Source organism: Paracoccus sp. (in: a-proteobacteria), assembly GCF_047605025.1.
Classification (GTDB): domain Bacteria; phylum Pseudomonadota; class Alphaproteobacteria; order Rhodobacterales; family Rhodobacteraceae; genus Paracoccus.
Genome location: NZ_JASGGO010000008.1, coordinates 37,113 through 54,570 on the forward strand (window position 1 = coordinate 37,113; position 17,458 = coordinate 54,570).

Consider the following 17,458-nt stretch of genomic DNA (forward strand, 5'->3'; position numbering starts at 1 on the left):
TGCTAATCTGCTATTCTGAGGCTCAAGCCCCCTCTTGGGACGCCGTGCGTGAGGATGTCGATGACCCGTTTTGCCGCGCCTATCGCCGAACAGATCTGGGACATGAAATACCGGCTGAAGGCGGCGGACGGCACGCCGATCGATCTGTCGGTCGAGGATAGCTGGCGCCGCGTCGCCCGCGATCTGGCCGCCGTCGAAAAGGACCGAGTTCTGTGGGAGGACCGCTTTTACACCTCGCTCGAGGATTTCCGCTTCCTTCCCGCCGGGCGCATCCTGGCAGGCGCGGGCACCGGGCGCGATGTCACGCTGTTCAACTGCTTCGTCATGGGCACCATCCCCGACAGCATGGAGGGCATCTTCCAGGCACTGAAAGAGGCTGCGCTGACCATGCAGCAAGGCGGCGGCATCGGCTATGACTTCAGCACCATCCGCCCCAGAGGCGCAGAGGTGAGGGGGGTGGCGGCGGATGCCTCGGGACCGCTGAGCTTCATGGATGTCTGGGACGCGATGTGCCGCACCATCATGTCGGCGGGCTCGCGCCGGGGCGCGATGATGGCCACCATGCGCTGCGACCACCCCGATATCGAGACGTTCATCCAAGCCAAGCAGGACAGCGCCCGGCTGCGGATGTTCAACCTATCGGTCCTGGTCAGCGACGCCTTCATGCAGGCGGTCAAGACGGACGGGGCCTGGGATCTGCAATTCCAGGGCAGGGTCTTTCGCACCCTGCCTGCGCGCGACCTGTGGAACCGGATCATGCACGCGACCTATGATTACGCCGAGCCGGGGGTGATCTTCATCGACCGCATCAACCAGTCGAACAACCTGAGCTATGCCGAGACCATCGCCGCCACCAACCCCTGCGGCGAGCAGCCCCTGCCGCCCTATGGCGCCTGCCTTCTGGGCAGCATCAACCTGGCGCGGCTGGTCGAGGCGCCCTTTACGCCCGAGGCGCGCCTGAACGCCAATGCGTTAAGAGATCTGACTTCGCTCGCCGTGCGGATGATGGACAATGTGGTCGATGCCAGCCGATTCCCCCTGCCGCAGCAGGAGGCCGAGGCGGAGGCCAAGCGCCGCATCGGACTGGGCGTCACCGGGCTCGCCGATGCCCTGATGATGCTGGGGCTGCGCTATGGCGCCCCGGAGGCGATCAAGACCACCAGCGCCTGGATGTGGTTGATTGCCCGTTCGGCCTATCTGGCCAGCGCCGATCTTGCGCTGGAGAAAGGCCCATTCCCGCTGTTCGATGCCGACGAATTCCTAAAATCCGGCTTCATGCAGCGCATGGACCCGGACGTGCGCCAGATCATCGCCAAGCAAGGCATCCGCAACGCCCTGCTGACCAGCATCGCGCCGACCGGCACTATCAGCCTTTATGCCGGCAATGTCAGTTCGGGGATCGAGCCGGTCTTTGCCCATGCCTATACCCGCAAGGTGCTGCAAAAGGACGGCTCGCGGACCGAGGAAGAGGTGGTCGATTACGCCGTGGCGCTGTGGCGCGACCAGCATGGCGACGGCCTGCCCCCGGCTTTCACCGATGCGCAAAGCCTGTCGCCTCTGGACCATGTGGCGATGCAGGCGGCGGCGCAGGAATGGGTGGACAGCTCGATCTCCAAGACCATCAACTGCCCGCAGGACATTTCCTTCGAGGCATTCAAGGATGTCTATCTGGCCGCCTGGGATCGGGGCTGCAAGGGCTGCACCACCTATCGCCCGAACGAGGTGACCGGCTCGGTCCTGTCGGTTGCGGAAACCCCGCCGCCAAAGGCCGGCGAAGCGGTCTATCTGACAGAGCCGCTGGACCGCCCCGCCGCGCTGGAGGGCGCGACCTACAAGCTGAAATTCCCCGGCAGCGAGCATGCGATCTATATCACCATCAACGACATCGTGCAGGGCGGGCACCGGCGCCCCTTCGAGGTCTTCATCAACTCGAAGAACATGGAGCATTACGCCTGGACCGTGGCGCTGACGCGAATGATCAGCGCCGTGTTCCGGCGCGGCGGCGACGTGAGCTTCGTGGTCGAGGAGTTGAAGGCCGTGTTCGACCCGCGCGGCGGCGCCTGGATCGGCGGGCGCTACGTCCCCTCGATCCTGGCGGCCATCGGCGGCGTGATCGAGCGGCACATGATCGCGACGGGTTTTCTGGCCGGCGAGGGCATGGCGCTGAAATCCGACCCCAAGGCACAGGTGGCGATGGGGGACGTGCCGCGCGGCCCCGCCTGTCCCTCATGCGGGCAATATGGCATGCAGATGATCGAGGGATGCATGACCTGTCCGCATTGCGGTCATTCGAAATGCGGCTGACAATGCGCTGGCGGGGCTTTGGACGGGACCTACAGAGCGACACCCTGACCCTGGCGCGGGGTTCCGTGGCGATCATGGGCGACTTGGTGACACCGCGGCAGGGTGGCGCAACCCTTGGGTCAGCCCCGCCCTTCGTCAAGGGCGAAGCGCGTCACGCCGCCAACCGTGGCCGTCGCCTTAGGCCAGCCCCTCGCAAAAGCGGCGGATACGGTCGCAAGCATCCGCCAGCACGGCGTCCGAAGTCGCATAGCTGATGCGGAAATGCGGCGAAAGGCCGAAGGCCGCGCCAAAAACCACGGCAACGCCCGTCTCATCCAGAAGCGCGGTCGCGAAGGCTTCGTCATCCGCGATCAGGGTGCCGCCCGCCGATGTCTTGCCGATCAGCGCCCGAATCGAGGGATAGACGTAGAAGGCCCCCTCGGGCACCGGGCATTCGATCCCCGGACAGGCGTTCAGCCCCCGCACCACCAGATCGCGGCGGCGCTGGAACACGGCGCGGCTTTCGGCGATGTAATCCTGCGGCCCCTCCAGCGCGGCCAGCGCCGCGTATTGGCTGATCGAGCAGGGATTCGAGGTGGATTGCGATTGCAGCGTGCCCATCGCCCTGATCAGCGCGACAGGTCCCGCGCCATAGCCGATGCGCCAGCCGGTCATGGCATAGGCTTTGCTGACGCCGTTCATGGTCAGGGTGCGGTCCTTCAAACCCGGCTCGATCTGGGCCGGGGTGACGAAGGTGAAATCGTCAAAGACCAGATGCTCATAGATGTCATCGGCCAGCACCCAGACATGGGGATGACGCAGCAGCACATCGGTCAGGCCGCGCATATGCCCGGCCCCGTAGCCCGCCCCCGTGGGATTCGACGGCGAATTCAGGATCACCCATTTCGTCCGGGGCGTGATCGCGGCCTCCAGTTGCTCGGGACTGATGCGGTAGCCGTTGGCCATGGTGCCCTCGACGATGACCGGGGTGCCGCCCGCCAACAGCACCATATCGGGATAGCTGACCCAATAGGGCGCCGGAATGATCACCTCATCCCCCGGATTCAGCGTGGCCATCAATGCGTTATAGAGGATCTGCTTGCCTCCGGTGCCGACGGTGACATTGGCCGGCCCGTAATCAAGACCGTTCTCGCGTGCGAACTTGGCGCAGATGGCGCGCTTCAACTCGGGGGTGCCGTCCACTGCGGTATAGCGGGTATGGCCGGCGTCGATCGCGGCCTTGCCCGCCTCGCGGATATGTTCGGGCGTGTCGAAATCCGGCTCTCCGGCGGACAGGCCGATGATGTCGCGCCCCTCCGCCGCAAGTTCGCGGGCACGGCCGGTGATGGCGATGGTAGGCGAGGGTTTGACGCGGGCGAGCGTCTGGGACAAAAGGCTCATCGTATTCATCCTGCTGGGGCGAGGTTTTCTTAGGTCCACCCCGGCGACAAGGCAAGTGAGGCCGAGAAACCATCATGGACGAGCGGGAAGCACGGTTGAAGCGGCTGCGCATGCGAAGCTGGCGGCGCGGCATCAAGGAGATGGACCTGATCCTCGGCCCATTCTCGGACAGCGAACTGACCGGCCTGTCGGAACCGGAGCTTGAGCTTTACGAGGTGCTTCTGGCCGAGAACGATCAGGATCTGTATCCTTGGATCACCGCGCGGATGAAGGGCGAAAGCCCTGGACCGCAGGCGCTGGTCCCGCTTCTGGACCGGATTGCCGGCTTCGCCGCCCGAAGGTTGGGACGAAAAACCTGACAAATTTACCAATCTGCTCGGAAAGTCTCGCGAGTTAACCGAAGATTCGGGATTCTGCGTCATGGTGCCTTGTAACCAGATCATGAACGGAACCGACCATGCCCCAGCACAGTCCCAGCCCTCTCCGTCCGATGCCGTCTCTGCGGTCGGTGTCTCGGCCAGAGGCGCGCGCGGATGCCTATCTGGAAAGCCTGCAAATCCTTGAGCGGCTGCACCGCCTTCTTCTGGACCTGGTAAAGGACGAGTTCGAGCGGCTGGGCCGCTCGGACCTGACGCCGGTGCAGGCGCTGCTGATCTATAACCTGGGCGCGGCCGAGGTGACGGCCGGAGAGCTACGCTCGCGCGGGATGTATCAGGGCTCGAATGTCAGCTACAATCTGAAGAAACTGGTTGAACTGGGCTATGTCCACCACGAACGCTGCGAGGTGGACCGCCGCTCGGTCCGGGTGCGGCTGACACCCGAAGGCCAGGATGTCCGCGACCGGGTGACCGCGCTTTTCATCCGCCATGCCGAGGGGCTTGAGCTATCCGGCATCCTGGACGATCCGGCGGTCGAGGCGGTGAACCTGCAATGGCGCCGTATCGAACGCTACTGGATCGAGCAGATCCGCTATATCTACTGAAAGTTGGATGCCACCCGGATCTCATTGTCGAAAGCCAGCCGCACGGCACGCTCGCGCACTTCCGGGGAAAGCCTGTTCGTGGTCTGGCTCATGATGCTCTATCCTTCAAGAATTGAAACCTCCGGGAAACCGGCGCGGTTCAGAGCGTGATGTCAGCGCGCCGAGTGAGGCACCGGTCGATCTGCATGCCGGGCTGAAGCGGCTACGACGGGAGAACGCGGTCCTGAAGCATTTGAGCCGGATCAGCAAACAGTCCAGTGGACTGTTTGCCCGGCGAATGGCGACATCCTAAAAAAGCCGCGGCCTTCTTCGCGAGAGAGGGAGGTCGATGACCTTCGGCTTCATCGAGGCGGAGAAGGCCAGCTTCCCGATCCGCCGGATGTGCTGTGTTCTGGGTGCCAGCGAGAGCGGCTTCTTCGCCTGGCAGGAACGTCCGGCCTGTCGTCGCCAGCAGCAGGACATGGTCTATCCGGCCCATATCCGCACGGCCTTCGCTCTGTCGAACGGCACCTGCGGCAGCCCGCGCATGCACCGCGATCTCGTCGATGAGGGCCATGAGATCGGGCGGCATCGCACGGCGCGGCTGATGCGACAGAACCAGTTGACCGCGCGGTCCGACGCGGCGCTTCAAGCGGACGACGGACCGCGAACATGCCTGGCCCGTCGCGCCCAATCTGGTGGCGCAGGACTTCTCGGCGGATGGCCCGGACAGGAAATGGAGGGCTGACATTTCCTGCATCTGGACGGCAGAGGGCTGGCTTTACCTCGCGGTCGCCCTGGATCGCGTCGCGTCGTCGGCCGGGCCAGGGGTGACCGCCTGAAGCGCGATCTCGCCGTCGAAGGCTGCGCCGTGCTCTGGCGGCTCGCAACCCCGCGCCGGGGCTGGTTCACCATTCCGACCGTGGATCGCAATACTGCTCTGCCGATTATCAGGCGCCGCTTCGGAAACGCGGCATCCTGATCTCGATGAGCGGGCGCGGGAACTGCCACGATCACTCGATGGTGGAAACGTTCTTCAAGACCATCAAGTCGGGGCTGATCTGGCCGGTCGCCTGGCAATCCCGCCAGCAGGCCGAAAACGCCGTCGCCAGATACATCGACGGGTTCTATAATCCCGTCAGACGGCATTCATCGCTCGGCTCCCACAGCCCCATCGCCTTCGAGCGAAAGGCACGAAAGGTGAGCTGAATGCTCTCCACAAAAATCGGGCAAGTCCAAAGGAGAGCATGGTCTCATCCGGGTGAAGCGGAACGGTGACGGGCAGAGGCATGCTGTCTCTCAAAGCGGGGTGCGAGAGACAGCATAGGGCGGCAAGGCTTTGGCGGTAAATTGAAAAAGGCGCAGTTGCGATCCGAAGCCGCGCCTTCTCCGGTCAGTCCCGAGCTATGTGCGTAAACGCAGGTCTTGACGGGGCATCGGCACGGTTATGGGTGAAACCGGCACTCTTATGCTCCACTGACAAGGGTGGGCGACATCAGCTACAGCCGCTTGTGCCGCCGCAGGTATTGCATTTCATGCATGTGCCGTTCCTGACCAGCGTATAATTGCCGCATTCTCCACAGGGATCGCCCTCATAGCCCTGCATTCGCGCCTTGGCACGTGGATCCAGCGCCACCCCCTCGCCCGAGGCCATCGCCAGGGTCGAGACGCCCGCTTGCAGCCCCATCAGATCCTGTGGCAAGCGCTTGCGCAAATAACCAGTCGAACTGATCTGCTTCAGCATCTCAAGCGAACGGGTGGCGCCGGTGGCGGCGGGCGCCGGCTGGCTCTCGCGTTCGCCGCCGCCCAGATCGTCGAAGCGCGCGCCCTGGGGCGCCACATGCGCCAGATCGGTGCGATCCAGATAGGACACGGCCAGTTCGCGGAAGACATAGTCCAGGATCGAGGTCGCATTCTTGATGCTGTCATTGCCCTGCACCATCCCCGCCGGCTCGAAGCGGGTGAAGGTGAAGGCGTCCACGAATTCCTCAAGCGGCACGCCATATTGCAGGCCCACGGACACGGCGATGGCGAAATTGTTCATCATCGCCCGGAAGCCCGCGCCTTCCTTGTGCATGTCGATGAAGATCTCGCCCAGGGCACCGTCGTCATATTCGCCGGTGCGCAGATAGACCTTGTGGCCACCGACCATGGCCTTCTGGGTATAGCCCTTGCGGCGCTGGGGCAGCTTCTCGCGATGGCTGCGCACGACCTCCTTGACGATGATCTTCTCGACGATCTTTTCGGCGATGACGGCGGCCTTTTCCTGGGCGCTGCCATTGACCAGCGCCTCTTCGGCCTCATCGTCATCCTCGACCAGGGCCGAGGCCAGCGGCTGGGACAGCTTGGAGCCGTCGCGGTAAAGCGCGTTGGCCTTGATCCCCAGCGACCAGCTCAGCTCATAGGCCGCCAGCGCGTCGGCGATGCTGGCGCCGTTCGGCATATTGATGGTCTTGGAAATCGCGCCCGAAATGAAGCTCTGCGCCGCCGCCATCATGCGGATATGGCTTTCGACTGACAGATAGCGCCGCCCCTTCTTGCCGCAGGCATTGGCGCAGTCGAAGACGGGATAATGCGCGGGATCCAGATGCGGCGCGCCCTCCAGCGTCATCGTGCCGCAGACATGATCGTTCGCGGCCTCGATCTGGGCGCGGTCGAAGCCCAGATGGCGCAGCAGGTCGAAGCCGGGATCGACCAGACGGGCGGCGGGAATGCCCAAGGTCTTGCGGCAGAAATCCTCGCCCAGGGTCCATTGATTGAAGACGAAGCGGATATCGAAGGCTTGCTCAAGTGCCGCCTCGACCCGTTCCAATTCGCGCGGGCCGAAGCCATGGCCGACCAGGCTGGAATGGTTGATGAAGGGCGCATTGCCAAGGCTGCCATGGCCCACGGCATAGGCGCTGATTTCCTCGATCTGGGCGGGGGCATAGCCCAAGGCCTCAAGCGCGGCGGGAACCGAGCGGTTGATGATCTTGAAATAGCCGCCCCCCGCCAGTTTCTTGAACTTGACCAAAGCGAAATCCGGCTCGATCCCGGTGGTGTCGCAATCCATGACCAGCCCGATCGTGCCGGTGGGCGCGATCACGGTGGCCTGGGCGTTGCGATAGCCATGCGCCTGACCCAGGGCCAGCGCCTCGTCCCAGGCGCCCCGCGCCAGCGCGACAAGGCGCGGATCGGGGCAGTTCGCCCCATCCAATGCCACCGCCGGAACGTTCACGCCCTCGTAGCCGCCGCCATGGGCCGCGGCGCGGTGGTTGCGGATGACGCGCAGCATGTGCTCGGCGTTGCGGGCATAGCCTGGGAACGGCCCCAGTTCCGCCGCCATCTCGGCCGAGGTGGCATAGGCGGTGCCCGTCATCAGCGCCGTCAGCGCCGCGCAAAGCGCCCGGCCCCGGTCGCTGTCATAGCCCAGCCCCATGGACATCAAAAGCCCGCCGATATTGGCGTAACCCAGGCCCAGGGTGCGGAAATCATGGCTGCGCTGAGCGATCTCGCGACTGGGGAACTGCGCCATCAGCACGCTGATCTCAAGCGTCAGGGTCCAGAGACGGGTGGCGTGGACATAGCCCTCGGCATCGAACCCGGTCCCGTTCCAGAAGGTCAAAAGGTTCAGCGAGGCGAGGTTGCAGGCGGTATCGTCCAGGAACATGTATTCGCTGCACGGGTTGCTGCCGCGAATGGCGCCGTCCTCGGGGCAGGTATGCCAGGCGTTCACCGTGTCGTGGAACTGGATGCCGGGATCGGCGCAGGCCCAGGCGGCATGCCCGATCTGATCCCAAAGCGCGCGTGCGGAAACGGTCTTGGCGACGCCGCCGTCGGTGCGGCGGATCAACTCCCAGGGCGCATCCTCGCGCACGGCGCGCAGGAAAGCGTCCGTCACCCGCACCGAATTGTTCGAGTTCTGCCCCGAGACCGAGGCATAGGCATCGGAATCCCAATCCGTATCATAGGTCGGAAACTCAATAGAATCAAATCCCTGCCGGGCATATTGCAGAACCCGGTTGATATAGGTCTCGGGGATCTGGCTGCGTTTCGCCGCCCGGATCGCCGATTTCAACGCCGCGTTCCGGGCGGGATCGGTGGCATCCTCGATGCTGCCTTCCCAATCCCGGATCGCGGCGAAGATCTCGTTCAGCTTCTGTTCGTGCATCTTGGAGCCAGCCACCAGGGCGGCGACCTTCTGCTCCTCGATGACCTTCCAGTTGATGAACTGCTCGATGTCGGGGTGATCCGTGTCGCAGATCACCATCTTTGCCGCGCGTCGGGTCGTGCCGCCCGATTTGATCGCCCCGGCTGCGCGGTCTCCGATCTTCAGAAAGCCCATCAGGCCCGAAGACTTGCCGCCCCCCGACAGTTTCTCGCCCGCTCCACGCAGGGACGAAAAATTGGTGCCCGTTCCCGAGCCGTATTTGAAAAGCCGCGCCTCGCGCAGCCACAGATCCATGATGCCGCCCTCGTTCACCAGGTCGTCGCTGACAGACTGGATGAAGCAGGCATGCGGCTGGGGATGCTCATAGGCGCTTTCCGAACGCGTGAGCTTGCCGGTCATGTGATCGACATAGAAATGCCCCTGGGACGGGCCGTCGATGCCATAGGCCCAGTGCAGGCCGGTGTTGAACCATTGCGGGCTGTTCGGCGCCGCCATCTGGCGGGCCAGCATGTGCCGCATCTCGTCCAGATAGGCGCGGGCGTCATCTTCGCTTGAAAAATACCCACCCTTCCAACCCCAATAGGTCCAGGCCCCCGCCAGCCGGTCGAATACCTGCCGGGCCGAGCTTTCGCCGATATGGCGCACCTCTTCGGGCAGTTCGGCCAGCGCCGCCTCATCCGCGACCGAACGCCAAAGAAACTCCGGCACGCCCTTTTCCTTGACGCGCTTAAGCCGCGCGGGCACGCCCGCCTTGCGGAAATATTTCTGCGCGATCACGTCCGAGGCGACCTGGCTCCAGCCCTCGGGCACCTCGATCGCCTCGTTGCAAAAGACCACGCTGCCGTCGGGATTGCGGATCTCGCTGGCGGTGGTGGTAAAGGCGATACCGCCATAGGCTTCGCTCTGCTCGGTGGTGAAGCGTCGTTTGATGCGCATGTCCTGCCCCCCTGTCGCCGCGCCGCAAAGGGGTTCCGAAGGGCCGGAGAATGCCCCAACCTTCACCGCCCGTCCTGGCGCCGTTTCCTGCCTGTTGGTCCCCGCAGCGACCGGATCCTTACAAGATCTGGTGTCAGCATCGGTTCTGGCCACAAACTGCCTAGGGCTTTAACCTGATTCAACGGAAAAATTTGACATATCGGGCGCCCCCCTTTCTTGACAGGGGACTGTTGGGACGGGCGGCCAGATTCGGACCCAGGACGCTGTTAACAAGCGGGCGCTTCGAGCCGGCGGCAAAAAATCAAGTGTTCCGATTTGGTTCCACTTGCCTGTTCAGAGGTTTTCCACAGGTTTTCCCACAGAAATCCCCTCTTTCCGTTGCGGTTTTGTTCACGCGCCGGTTGTATCAGATTTTTTTTCGTCCAGATGCAGGATTTCGCGGTCGGTGACGATCAGATCCAGCGGCTGGTCGGTCGATTCAACGGGAATCGCGCGAATCTCTTGCACGGCATAGGCGAAGCCGATGGCCGTCACCGGACCCAGGGCACGCAGCCTTTCCAGCGTCCGGTCATAAAAGCCGCCGCCATAGCCCAGCCGGTTTCCGGCCCGGTCGAAGCCCGCAAGCGGCACGATCAGCACTTGCGGCCGCAGTTCCGGGCATTCAGCGGGGGGATGGCGGGTGCCGAAGCGGCCCGGCTCAAGCCGGCCATCATATCGGCGAAAGGTCAGCGGCCGCGCCGGCCCCGTCACCACGGGCAGGCAAACCGGCCCGGCATGGGCCTGCATGGCGGGTCGGGGATCGGCCTCGTCCCGCATCGGCCAATAACCGGCCAGCACATGACCGGCATAGGGGGTCAGAACACGCAGAAGATGATCGGTCAGCCTGGATTCGTCCCCACCCTGCCCCCGCGCGGCCAAGGCCAGCCGGCGCAGTTCGGGTTTCAGATCAGAATCCACGAGGCCAGCCCCAGAAACGCGAAAAAGCCCATCATGTCCGTCATCGTGGTCACGAACGTGCCCGAGGCCAGCGCCGGGTCCAGCCCCAGTCGGCTAAGGCCCAAAGGCACCAGCACGCCCCCGGTCGCGGCGACGATCTGGTTGGCGATCATCGCCATGCCAAGGACCGCGCCGACCATGGGCGCCCCCAGGATCACGCTGCCCGCCAGGAACAGGATCACCGCAAGGCCCAGCCCGTTCAAAAGCCCCGCCGCCAATTCGCGCAGGACCACGCGGCGGGCATTGTTGCTGGTCAGTTCACGCGTGGCCAGGGCCCGCACCGCCACCGCCAGCGATTGCGTGCCCGCGATCCCGCCGGTCGAGGCGACGATGGGCATCAGCGCGGCCAGGATCACCATATGCGTCAGCGTCGCCTCGAAGCGCGAGATGACCAGCGCCGACATCGAGGCCGTGACCAGGTTCATCATCAGCCAAGGCAGGCGCTGCCGGGCGGTCTGGAAGGGCCCGTCCGAGACGTGACTCTCGTCCGAGACGCGGGCCATGCGCAGGAAATCCTCCTCATGCTCCTCGTCCAGCACGGCCATGGCATCGTCGATGGTGATGACGCCCACCAGCCGGTCGTGATCGTCCACCACCGGAGCCGAGATCAGGTGGTATTTGTTGAAGGCGAAGGCCACGTCCCCCTCGTCCTCGCGGGCCTTGATGGTGCGGAAACTGTCCTCGGTGATGTCGCGCAGCGCCATATGTCGACGCGACGCCAGCAGCTTGCCCAGCGTCACATAGCCGGTGGGATGACGGCGCGGGTCGGTCAGGATGACGTGATAGAACTGGTCCGGCAGCCATTCCTCGTGCCGCAGGAAATCGATGGCCTCGCCCACGGTCCAGTGCTCGGGGGCGGTGACGACCTCGGACTGCATCAGGCGGCCGGCGGAATATTCGGGATAGGTCAGCGACTGTTCGACCGCGGCCCGGTCGCTGTCGTCCAGCGCGGCCAGGATCGCCTGCTGCTCGGGCGCCTCCATGTCCTCGATCAGATCGACCACGTCGTCGCTGTCCATCTCACGCACGGCCTCGGCCAGAACCTCGTGCGGCAGCGCCTCGATCACCTCGTCGCGGATCGATTCGTCGATCTCGGTCAGGATCTCGCCGTCGATCTCGCCGGAATAAAGCGCCAGGAATTGCCGCCGCTGCGGCGTGGTCAACTGCTCGATCAGGTCGGCGACATCGGCGGCGTGCATCGGTTCCAGCAGGCGGTCCAGCTCCGCGCCGTCACCCGCCTCGATCGCGGCCAGGATCGGTTGCAGGTCACGGCCCGCCTCGAATTCCTGATCGGCGGGTTCCGGCTGGGCTGGGCGAGGCTCGGTCATGCTGGGTCCTTCCGGGCGCGGGTCTTGGCGCGCACCATAAGCCCGCGCCTGGAAAGGCTCAATCCGCCGAGGCGGTTCCCACCAGAAGTTCCAGCGCCTGTGCATGAAGTTCGGGCGATGCGGCGGCAAGGATGCGCCCGCCGTGATGCGCGGGGCGGCCCTGCCAGTCGGTCACGATGCCGCCGGCCGCCTGAACGACGGCGATGGGGGCAACAACGTCATAGGCTTGCAGCCCGGCCTCGATCACCAGATCGACATGGCCCGCCGCCAAAAGCGCATAGGCATAGCAATCAAGGCCATAGCGGGTCAACCGCACCCGGTCCACCACGCGACGGAAGGCCGCCTGCTCCTCGGCATCGCCGATCTCAGGATAGGTGCTCATCAGCGTGGCCTGGGCCAGATCGACCCCTTGCCGCGCCGCCAGGGACCGGCGGCCCTGGCGCTCATGCAGCAGGGCCTGGCCAAAGCCCCCCTCGAACCGCTCGCCCAGATGCGGCTGGTCAACGATACCATAGACAGGGCCATCGGCGTCGGTGACGCCGATCAGCACGCCCCAGCTTGGCGCGCCCGCCATGAAGGCGCGGGTGCCGTCGATCGGGTCCAGCACCCAGGTCAGACCGGATGTGCCCGGCTGAAAACCGTATTCCTCGCCCAGGATGGCGTCCTGGGGCCGCGCCTCGGCCAGAATCGCCCGCATCGCGCGCTCACTGGCCCGGTCGGCCTCGGTCACGGGATCGAAACCCTGCCCGGCCTTGTTGTCGGGCCGCAGGTCCGGGCTGCGAAACAGGCGCAAGGTTTCCACGCGCGCCGCGTCGGCCAGGCGATGCGCCGTGCCCACGATTTCCCGCATCCCTGCCCCGTCCAGGGCAAGACTGCTGCGGACCGCATTCTGTTCATGGACTTCGCGCATCTTGCCCCTCGCATATCGACAGAGGCAGGATTAGCCCGACCGGACAGCAAGCAAAAGTCCCGAAGGGATCCGATCCGCCGTCAGGCCGCGTCCGAAAGCACGCGGGCCAGTTCGAAGATCTGCCGGCGCTGAGCCTCGGGCATGGCGTAATAGGCCCTGACCAGTTGCAGCGCCTCTTTGTCGGCCAGGATATCGCCTTCCACCGCGCTTTGCAGTTGCTGCTCGTCCAGCCCCTCGAAGAAGAAGCTCACGGGAACGTCCACTGCCTGGGCAATGTCCCACAGACGCGAGGCCGAGACCCGATTCATCCCGGTTTCATACTTCTGGATCTGTTGGAACTTGATGCCGACCTTCTCGGCCAGTTGCTGCTGCGTCATGCCGATCATCCAGCGGCGATGACGGACGCGCTTACCGACGTGGACATCTACGTTATGCTTCATCGTAACACCTCACTCAATCAAAACGGACATTATCCAACAGCATCGCAACTATCGAGCGAAAGAAAGCAAACTTGACGAAAAAGACAATTCCCGCTCTGCTTGCATGGCACTTGCTCGATTATGCTGCTCTTGGCCAACCTCGCAGGGAATATGACAGGGAGAAGAATGGCTGAATACTGGAAAATGATGAGGTTGTCTGAAAAGGCAGTTTCGCCCCTTTTGAGCGAGTCGCCCATCCGCCCGCCTGAGGCGAGCGAAGTGGTGGTCGCAATCCATGCCGCGGCCTTGAATTTTGCGGATTTGCTTATGCTGGACGGCACTTACCAGGATACGCCGCCCCGCCCCTTCATCCCCGGCCTCGAAGGCGCGGGCGAGGTGCTGGCGGCGGGCGCCGAGGCGGGGCTGGCGCCCGGCACACGCGTCGCCGTCTACAGCCAGGGCACCATGGCCCAGGCGAATGTCTTTCCCGCCGCGCATTGCGTGCCCATCCCCGACGAGATGAGCTATCAGGCGGCGGCGGGCTTTCTGATCGCCTATGGCACGAGCCACCTGGCCCTGACCGCCCGCGCCGGCCTGCGCGCGGGGGAAACGCTGGCGGTGCTGGGCGCGGCGGGGGGCGTCGGCCTGACGGCGGTCGAGATCGGCGCGGCACTGGGCGCCCGCGTCATCGCCATCGCGCGCGGCGCAGACAAATTGCGCACGGCCCAGGCGGCGGGCGCCGTCCACGGCATCGACAGCGGGGCCGAACCCGACCTCAGGCGGGCGCTGCGCGATCTTGGCGGGGCGGACGTGATCTATGACCCCGTGGGCGACGCGCCGGGCGAGGCGGCCTTTCGCGCGCTGCGCCAGGGCGGGCGCTATCTGGCCATCGGCTTTGCGGGCGGCAGGCCCCCCGCCCTGCCCCTGAACCACGCCCTGGTCAAGAACATCGCCATCCACGGGGTTTACTGGGGCGGCTATCGCACGCTGGATCCCGACCTGCTGCGCGGCAGCCTGAACCAGTTGATGACCCTGTTCGGGCAGGGAAAACTGCATCCCCATATCGGCACCTTGCTTCCGCTGGAACGCCTGGACGAGGGTTATGAGCTGCTGCGCTCGCGCCGCTCGGTCGGCAAGGTGATCGTCACGATCTGAATTTTCTGTCATATCGACCTTAATCCGCGCCTGGAGCGATTGAAAATTTCGCTGGCGCTGCCAATATGTTGGACGATGGTGGGCCAAGATGGCCGCACCGCGATTTTCGACCGGGGAGTATCCATGCAAAACTACAATACGATCCGCACGGCCGGGACCGCGACGCGCTCGGCCGCCGTGGATGAAGGGCTGCGCGCCTATATGAACAAGGTCTACGGCCTGATGGCAGTCGGCATGCTGGTGACGGCCGGCGCCGCCTGGGGCATGGCCGGCCTGGCCCTGTCCGACACGCCCACGCAATGGGCTCTGGGCAACGGCCATTACCTGACCGAGTTCGGCAAGACCCTTTACCTGTCGCCCCTGAAATGGGCGGTGATGTTCGCGCCGCTGCTGATGGTCTTTGCCTTCGGCGCCGCGCTGAACCGGCTTTCGGTGCAGGGCGCGACCACGCTCTTTTACGTCTTCGCCGCGGTGATGGGCGTCTCGATCAGCTGGATCTTCGCCGCCTATACCTCGTTCTCGATCATCCAGACCTTCCTTGTCACGGCCATCGCCTTCGCGGGCCTGTCGCTTTGGGGCTACACGACCAAGCGCGACCTGTCCGGCATGGGCACCTTCCTGATGATGGGCGTGATCGGGCTGATCGTCGCCTCGATCGTGAACATCTTCCTGCAATCGGGCGCGATGCAGTTCGCCATCTCGGCGCTGGGCGTGCTGATCTTTGCCGGCCTGACCGCCTTCGACACGCAGAACATCAAGAACACCTATCTGCAACTGGCGAATTCGGACCGCGACTTCCTGGGCAAGTCCGCGATCATGGGTGCCTTGCAGCTTTACCTGGACTTCCTGAACCTGTTCATGTTCCTGCTGCAATTCATGGGCAACCGCGACTAAACGCCGCCGATATACCAGACAAGTTCGATCAGGCCGGGCCATGCGCCCGGCCTTTTCGCATGCGCCCTGCCCCCTTCGGCCCATCGCGGCACAGCTTGCTGAAAATTTCCGAAGTTTCAATTAGTCATGTTGCACAAATATCACATGGAAACCTGCCTAAATTCCAATCTGATAGAGAGATAAATATTAGCTAACTAACTAAAATAGCACAATTTTATACCGAATAGTTTAAAAATACATGTTGCATGACAAATAAGTCAAAATAGTTAAGACCCGTCGGTCGCGGGACCGATGCCGTTCGACGCCACAGCCATCCCTCTCTTACCCGAGCCTTTGGTTCTGGTCGCGTGCCCTTGGAAACACGAACCGAGAAGGCGTGCCCTGTCGACCTGATCAATCAACCGAACGTGCCGATCCAAGCGGCGCGCCTGAAAGCGAGCGTATGATGAACTCCAAAGCTGAAAAGTCCGGCACACCCGGCGATCATGGCAAAGACCTGCACGGACATAAGCATGAGCACGGACACGGCGGTCATGGGCATGGCGGGCATGGGCATGGCGGACACGGGCATGGCGGGCATGGGCATGGCGGGCACGGACATGGTGGGCATTCGTCGGGCTGCTGCTGCCATCAATGCTGTCCGCCGCCCTGCTTTACTCGCGGCACGCTGATCCAGACCGAGCACGGCGAGTTGGCGATCGAAGATCTGACCCCCGGCATCCGCGTGATGACCGCCGATCGCGGGCTGCAAGAGCTGCGTTGGACCGGCAGCCGCCGCCTCGATACCGAAACGCTGACCCAAGCGCCGCAATTCCTGCCGATCCGCATCCGCGCCGGCGCGCTGGGCGACGGCATGCCCAGGCGCGATCTTCTGGTTTCTCCGCAGCACCGCATCTTGATCCGCTCGCAGATCGCGGAGCGCATGTTCGGCACCCGCGAGATCCTGGTCGCCGCCAAGCAGCTCTTGCAGATCGAGGGCATCGACATCGCCACCGAACTGACCGAGGTGGAGTATTTCCACCTGCTGTTCGACCAGCATGAAGTGCTGCTCTCGGAAGGGGCGCTCAGCGAGTCGCTCTATACCGGCCCCGAGGCCCTGAAATGCGTGGGCGAGGCCGCCCGCGATGAGATTTTCTCACTTTTCCCCGAACTGCGCGACACGAACCCCGATCACCCGCCGCAAGGCGCCCGGATGCTGGCCTCGGGCCGGCAGGGCCGCAAGCTTGCGGTGCGCCATGCCCAGCATCAGAAGGCGCTGGTGCAGTAGGACGGGGCAAGCCCTCGTCACCTCGCGGCCATGCCCTTGCGCATGGCCGCTTTTTCTGTCCGAGGCAGCATTTTCAAAGGGATGCATCGGGCAGGATCCTTTCGCCGCGAACCAGCCAGGCTCACCGGGCTGATCGCCTGGCGCAGGCCTGTCCCGATCAGGTCCGTCCCGATATGGAAGGCTGCGGATTTCAACCACCCCCGTCCTGATCGACTGGATGGGCCGAAGGGATCCATCGCCCCCCTTCGGAACGGCGCGCCCCCGCACTTCGCGGCCACCACAAGCCCGTGCCGGCTGGCAGGCGTAATCATGGGCCAGGAAGGGCAGCATCACGGAAACCCCGAATGAGTTCTCCGGTTGCTGCGACGAGGCGCGCGATCACCCCCCTATGAATGGGGCCAGTTCAAGCGTAAACCGGCGATGCATCCGGGAAGGGCTTGATCACCTGGGAAAACACCCTCCGCAAGCAGGCTGTCAGGTTCCTGAGTGCCTTGAGCGGTTTTCGACCATTTTGAATCGCTTTGGGCCTCCCACCGGCGCGGATTTCCGATTCAGAATCCGTGCTGGTGAAAAAATGCCGGCATGGATGGGTCACCCTCTTTCGATGGACTTACTAACGCTTTCGGCGGCGATTGATGCCGGAATAAGCTGCCGCGCCGCCGCACCAGTCAACGGTAAGCGGCGGGGCTTTACCCAACGCGCGTTCCGCTTGCCGGTTTGCAGTTCCAGGACAGGAGGTCGTCGATCTTCGCCTGTGG

General features: G+C 64.0%; 13 protein-coding genes and 1 pseudogene. 8 read left to right on the top strand and 6 right to left on the bottom strand.

All coding sequences use genetic code 11. From position 1 onward, the window contains the following. The first annotated feature begins 60 nt into the window (after positions 1–60). A complete protein-coding gene (locus QM682_RS06475; protein WP_415128123.1) occupies positions 61–2,304 on the top strand; it encodes an adenosylcobalamin-dependent ribonucleoside-diphosphate reductase in 2,244 nt (747 codons plus the stop codon). Positions 2,305–2,481: 177 nt separating this feature from the next. Here the strand turns inward: QM682_RS06475 and QM682_RS06480 are convergent, their stop codons facing one another. Continuing rightward, positions 2,482–3,684, bottom strand: a complete 1,203-nt coding sequence (locus QM682_RS06480) for a pyridoxal phosphate-dependent aminotransferase (RefSeq protein ID WP_415128124.1) — start codon at positions 3,682–3,684, stop codon at positions 2,482–2,484. 74 nt (positions 3,685–3,758) lie between these two features. Here QM682_RS06480 and QM682_RS06485 point away from each other — a divergent pair, with 74 nt between their 5' ends. The 3 genes and pseudogenes from QM682_RS06485 to QM682_RS06495 all read left to right on the top strand — a co-directional run. Continuing rightward, complete coding sequence (locus tag QM682_RS06485) at positions 3,759–4,043, top strand: succinate dehydrogenase assembly factor 2 (RefSeq protein ID WP_415128125.1); 285 nt, start codon at positions 3,759–3,761, stop codon at positions 4,041–4,043. 131 nt (positions 4,044–4,174) lie between these two features. Next, a complete protein-coding gene (locus tag QM682_RS06490; RefSeq protein ID WP_415128192.1) occupies positions 4,175–4,666 on the top strand; it encodes a MarR family winged helix-turn-helix transcriptional regulator in 492 nt (163 codons plus the stop codon). A 310-nt stretch (positions 4,667–4,976) separates the two neighbouring features. Next, a pseudogene (locus tag QM682_RS06495) lies at positions 4,977–5,854 on the top strand (IS3 family transposase); the annotation flags it as partial. Positions 5,855–6,140: 286 nt separating this feature from the next. On the opposite strand, the gene QM682_RS06500 reads toward QM682_RS06495, so the two are convergent. The 5 genes from QM682_RS06500 to QM682_RS06520 form a co-directional block, all read right to left on the bottom strand. Continuing rightward, complete coding sequence (locus tag QM682_RS06500; protein ID WP_415128126.1) at positions 6,141–9,731, bottom strand: vitamin B12-dependent ribonucleotide reductase; 3,591 nt, start codon at positions 9,729–9,731, stop codon at positions 6,141–6,143. 390 nt (positions 9,732–10,121) lie between these two features. Further along, the gene (locus QM682_RS06505; RefSeq protein ID WP_415128127.1) at positions 10,122–10,688 is read right to left on the bottom strand and encodes a 5-formyltetrahydrofolate cyclo-ligase; all 567 of its coding nucleotides are present in this window, start codon (positions 10,686–10,688) and stop codon (positions 10,122–10,124) included. Continuing rightward, on the bottom strand, positions 10,673–12,055 hold the full coding sequence (gene mgtE / locus QM682_RS06510) for a magnesium transporter (RefSeq protein ID WP_415128128.1): 1,383 nt from the start codon (positions 12,053–12,055) through the stop codon (positions 10,673–10,675). The genes QM682_RS06505 and mgtE overlap by 16 nt, the downstream gene beginning before the upstream one ends. 58 nt (positions 12,056–12,113) lie before the next feature. After that, positions 12,114–12,905, bottom strand: coding sequence for a histidinol-phosphatase (hisN, locus tag QM682_RS06515; protein ID WP_415128193.1), 792 nt, complete (start codon positions 12,903–12,905; stop codon positions 12,114–12,116). 140 nt (positions 12,906–13,045) lie between these two features. Next, entirely contained in the window at positions 13,046–13,405 is a 360-nt protein-coding gene (locus tag QM682_RS06520; protein WP_415128129.1) for a helix-turn-helix domain-containing protein, read from the bottom strand. Between the two features lie 186 nt (positions 13,406–13,591). Here QM682_RS06520 and QM682_RS06525 point away from each other — a divergent pair, with 186 nt between their 5' ends. From QM682_RS06525 to QM682_RS06540, 4 genes are all read left to right on the top strand, one after another. Next, entirely contained in the window at positions 13,592–14,539 is a 948-nt protein-coding gene (locus QM682_RS06525; protein ID WP_415128130.1) for an NADPH:quinone oxidoreductase family protein, read from the top strand. A 123-nt stretch (positions 14,540–14,662) separates the two neighbouring features. Further along, a complete protein-coding gene (locus QM682_RS06530; protein WP_415128131.1) occupies positions 14,663–15,433 on the top strand; it encodes a Bax inhibitor-1 family protein in 771 nt (256 codons plus the stop codon). Positions 15,434–15,945: 512 nt separating this feature from the next. Next, positions 15,946–16,104 carry a hypothetical protein gene (locus tag QM682_RS06535; protein ID WP_415128132.1) on the top strand — a complete coding sequence of 53 codons (159 nt, stop codon included), beginning with the start codon at positions 15,946–15,948 and terminating at the stop codon, positions 16,102–16,104. Positions 16,105–16,124: 20 nt separating this feature from the next. Next, positions 16,125–16,700 (top strand): Hint domain-containing protein, encoded by a 576-nt coding sequence (locus tag QM682_RS06540; RefSeq protein WP_415128133.1) that lies wholly within the window; start codon positions 16,125–16,127, stop codon positions 16,698–16,700. Positions 16,701–17,458 lie beyond the last annotated feature (758 nt).

Bases quoted from the DNA above. Each gene is read 5' to 3' on its own strand.
- QM682_RS06480 (WP_415128124.1), bottom strand. From the start codon at position 3,684: ATGAGCCTTTTGTCCCAGACGCTCGCCCGCGTCAAACCCTCGCCTACC.
- QM682_RS06485 (WP_415128125.1), top strand. From the start codon at position 3,759: ATGGACGAGCGGGAAGCACGGTTGAAGCGGCTGCGCATGCGAAGCTGG.
- QM682_RS06535 (WP_415128132.1), top strand. From the start codon at position 15,946: ATGAGCACGGACACGGCGGTCATGGGCATGGCGGGCATGGGCATGGCG.
- QM682_RS06490 (WP_415128192.1), top strand. From the start codon at position 4,175: ATGCCGTCTCTGCGGTCGGTGTCTCGGCCAGAGGCGCGCGCGGATGCC.
- QM682_RS06530 (WP_415128131.1), top strand. From the start codon at position 14,663: ATGCAAAACTACAATACGATCCGCACGGCCGGGACCGCGACGCGCTCG.
- QM682_RS06500 (WP_415128126.1), bottom strand. From the start codon at position 9,731: ATGCGCATCAAACGACGCTTCACCACCGAGCAGAGCGAAGCCTATGGC.
- QM682_RS06525 (WP_415128130.1), top strand. From the start codon at position 13,592: ATGAGGTTGTCTGAAAAGGCAGTTTCGCCCCTTTTGAGCGAGTCGCCC.
- hisN (WP_415128193.1), bottom strand. From the start codon at position 12,905: ATGCGGGAAATCGTGGGCACGGCGCATCGCCTGGCCGACGCGGCGCGC.
- QM682_RS06520 (WP_415128129.1), bottom strand. From the start codon at position 13,405: ATGAAGCATAACGTAGATGTCCACGTCGGTAAGCGCGTCCGTCATCGC.
- QM682_RS06475 (WP_415128123.1), top strand. From the start codon at position 61: ATGACCCGTTTTGCCGCGCCTATCGCCGAACAGATCTGGGACATGAAA.
- mgtE (WP_415128128.1), bottom strand. From the start codon at position 12,055: ATGACCGAGCCTCGCCCAGCCCAGCCGGAACCCGCCGATCAGGAATTC.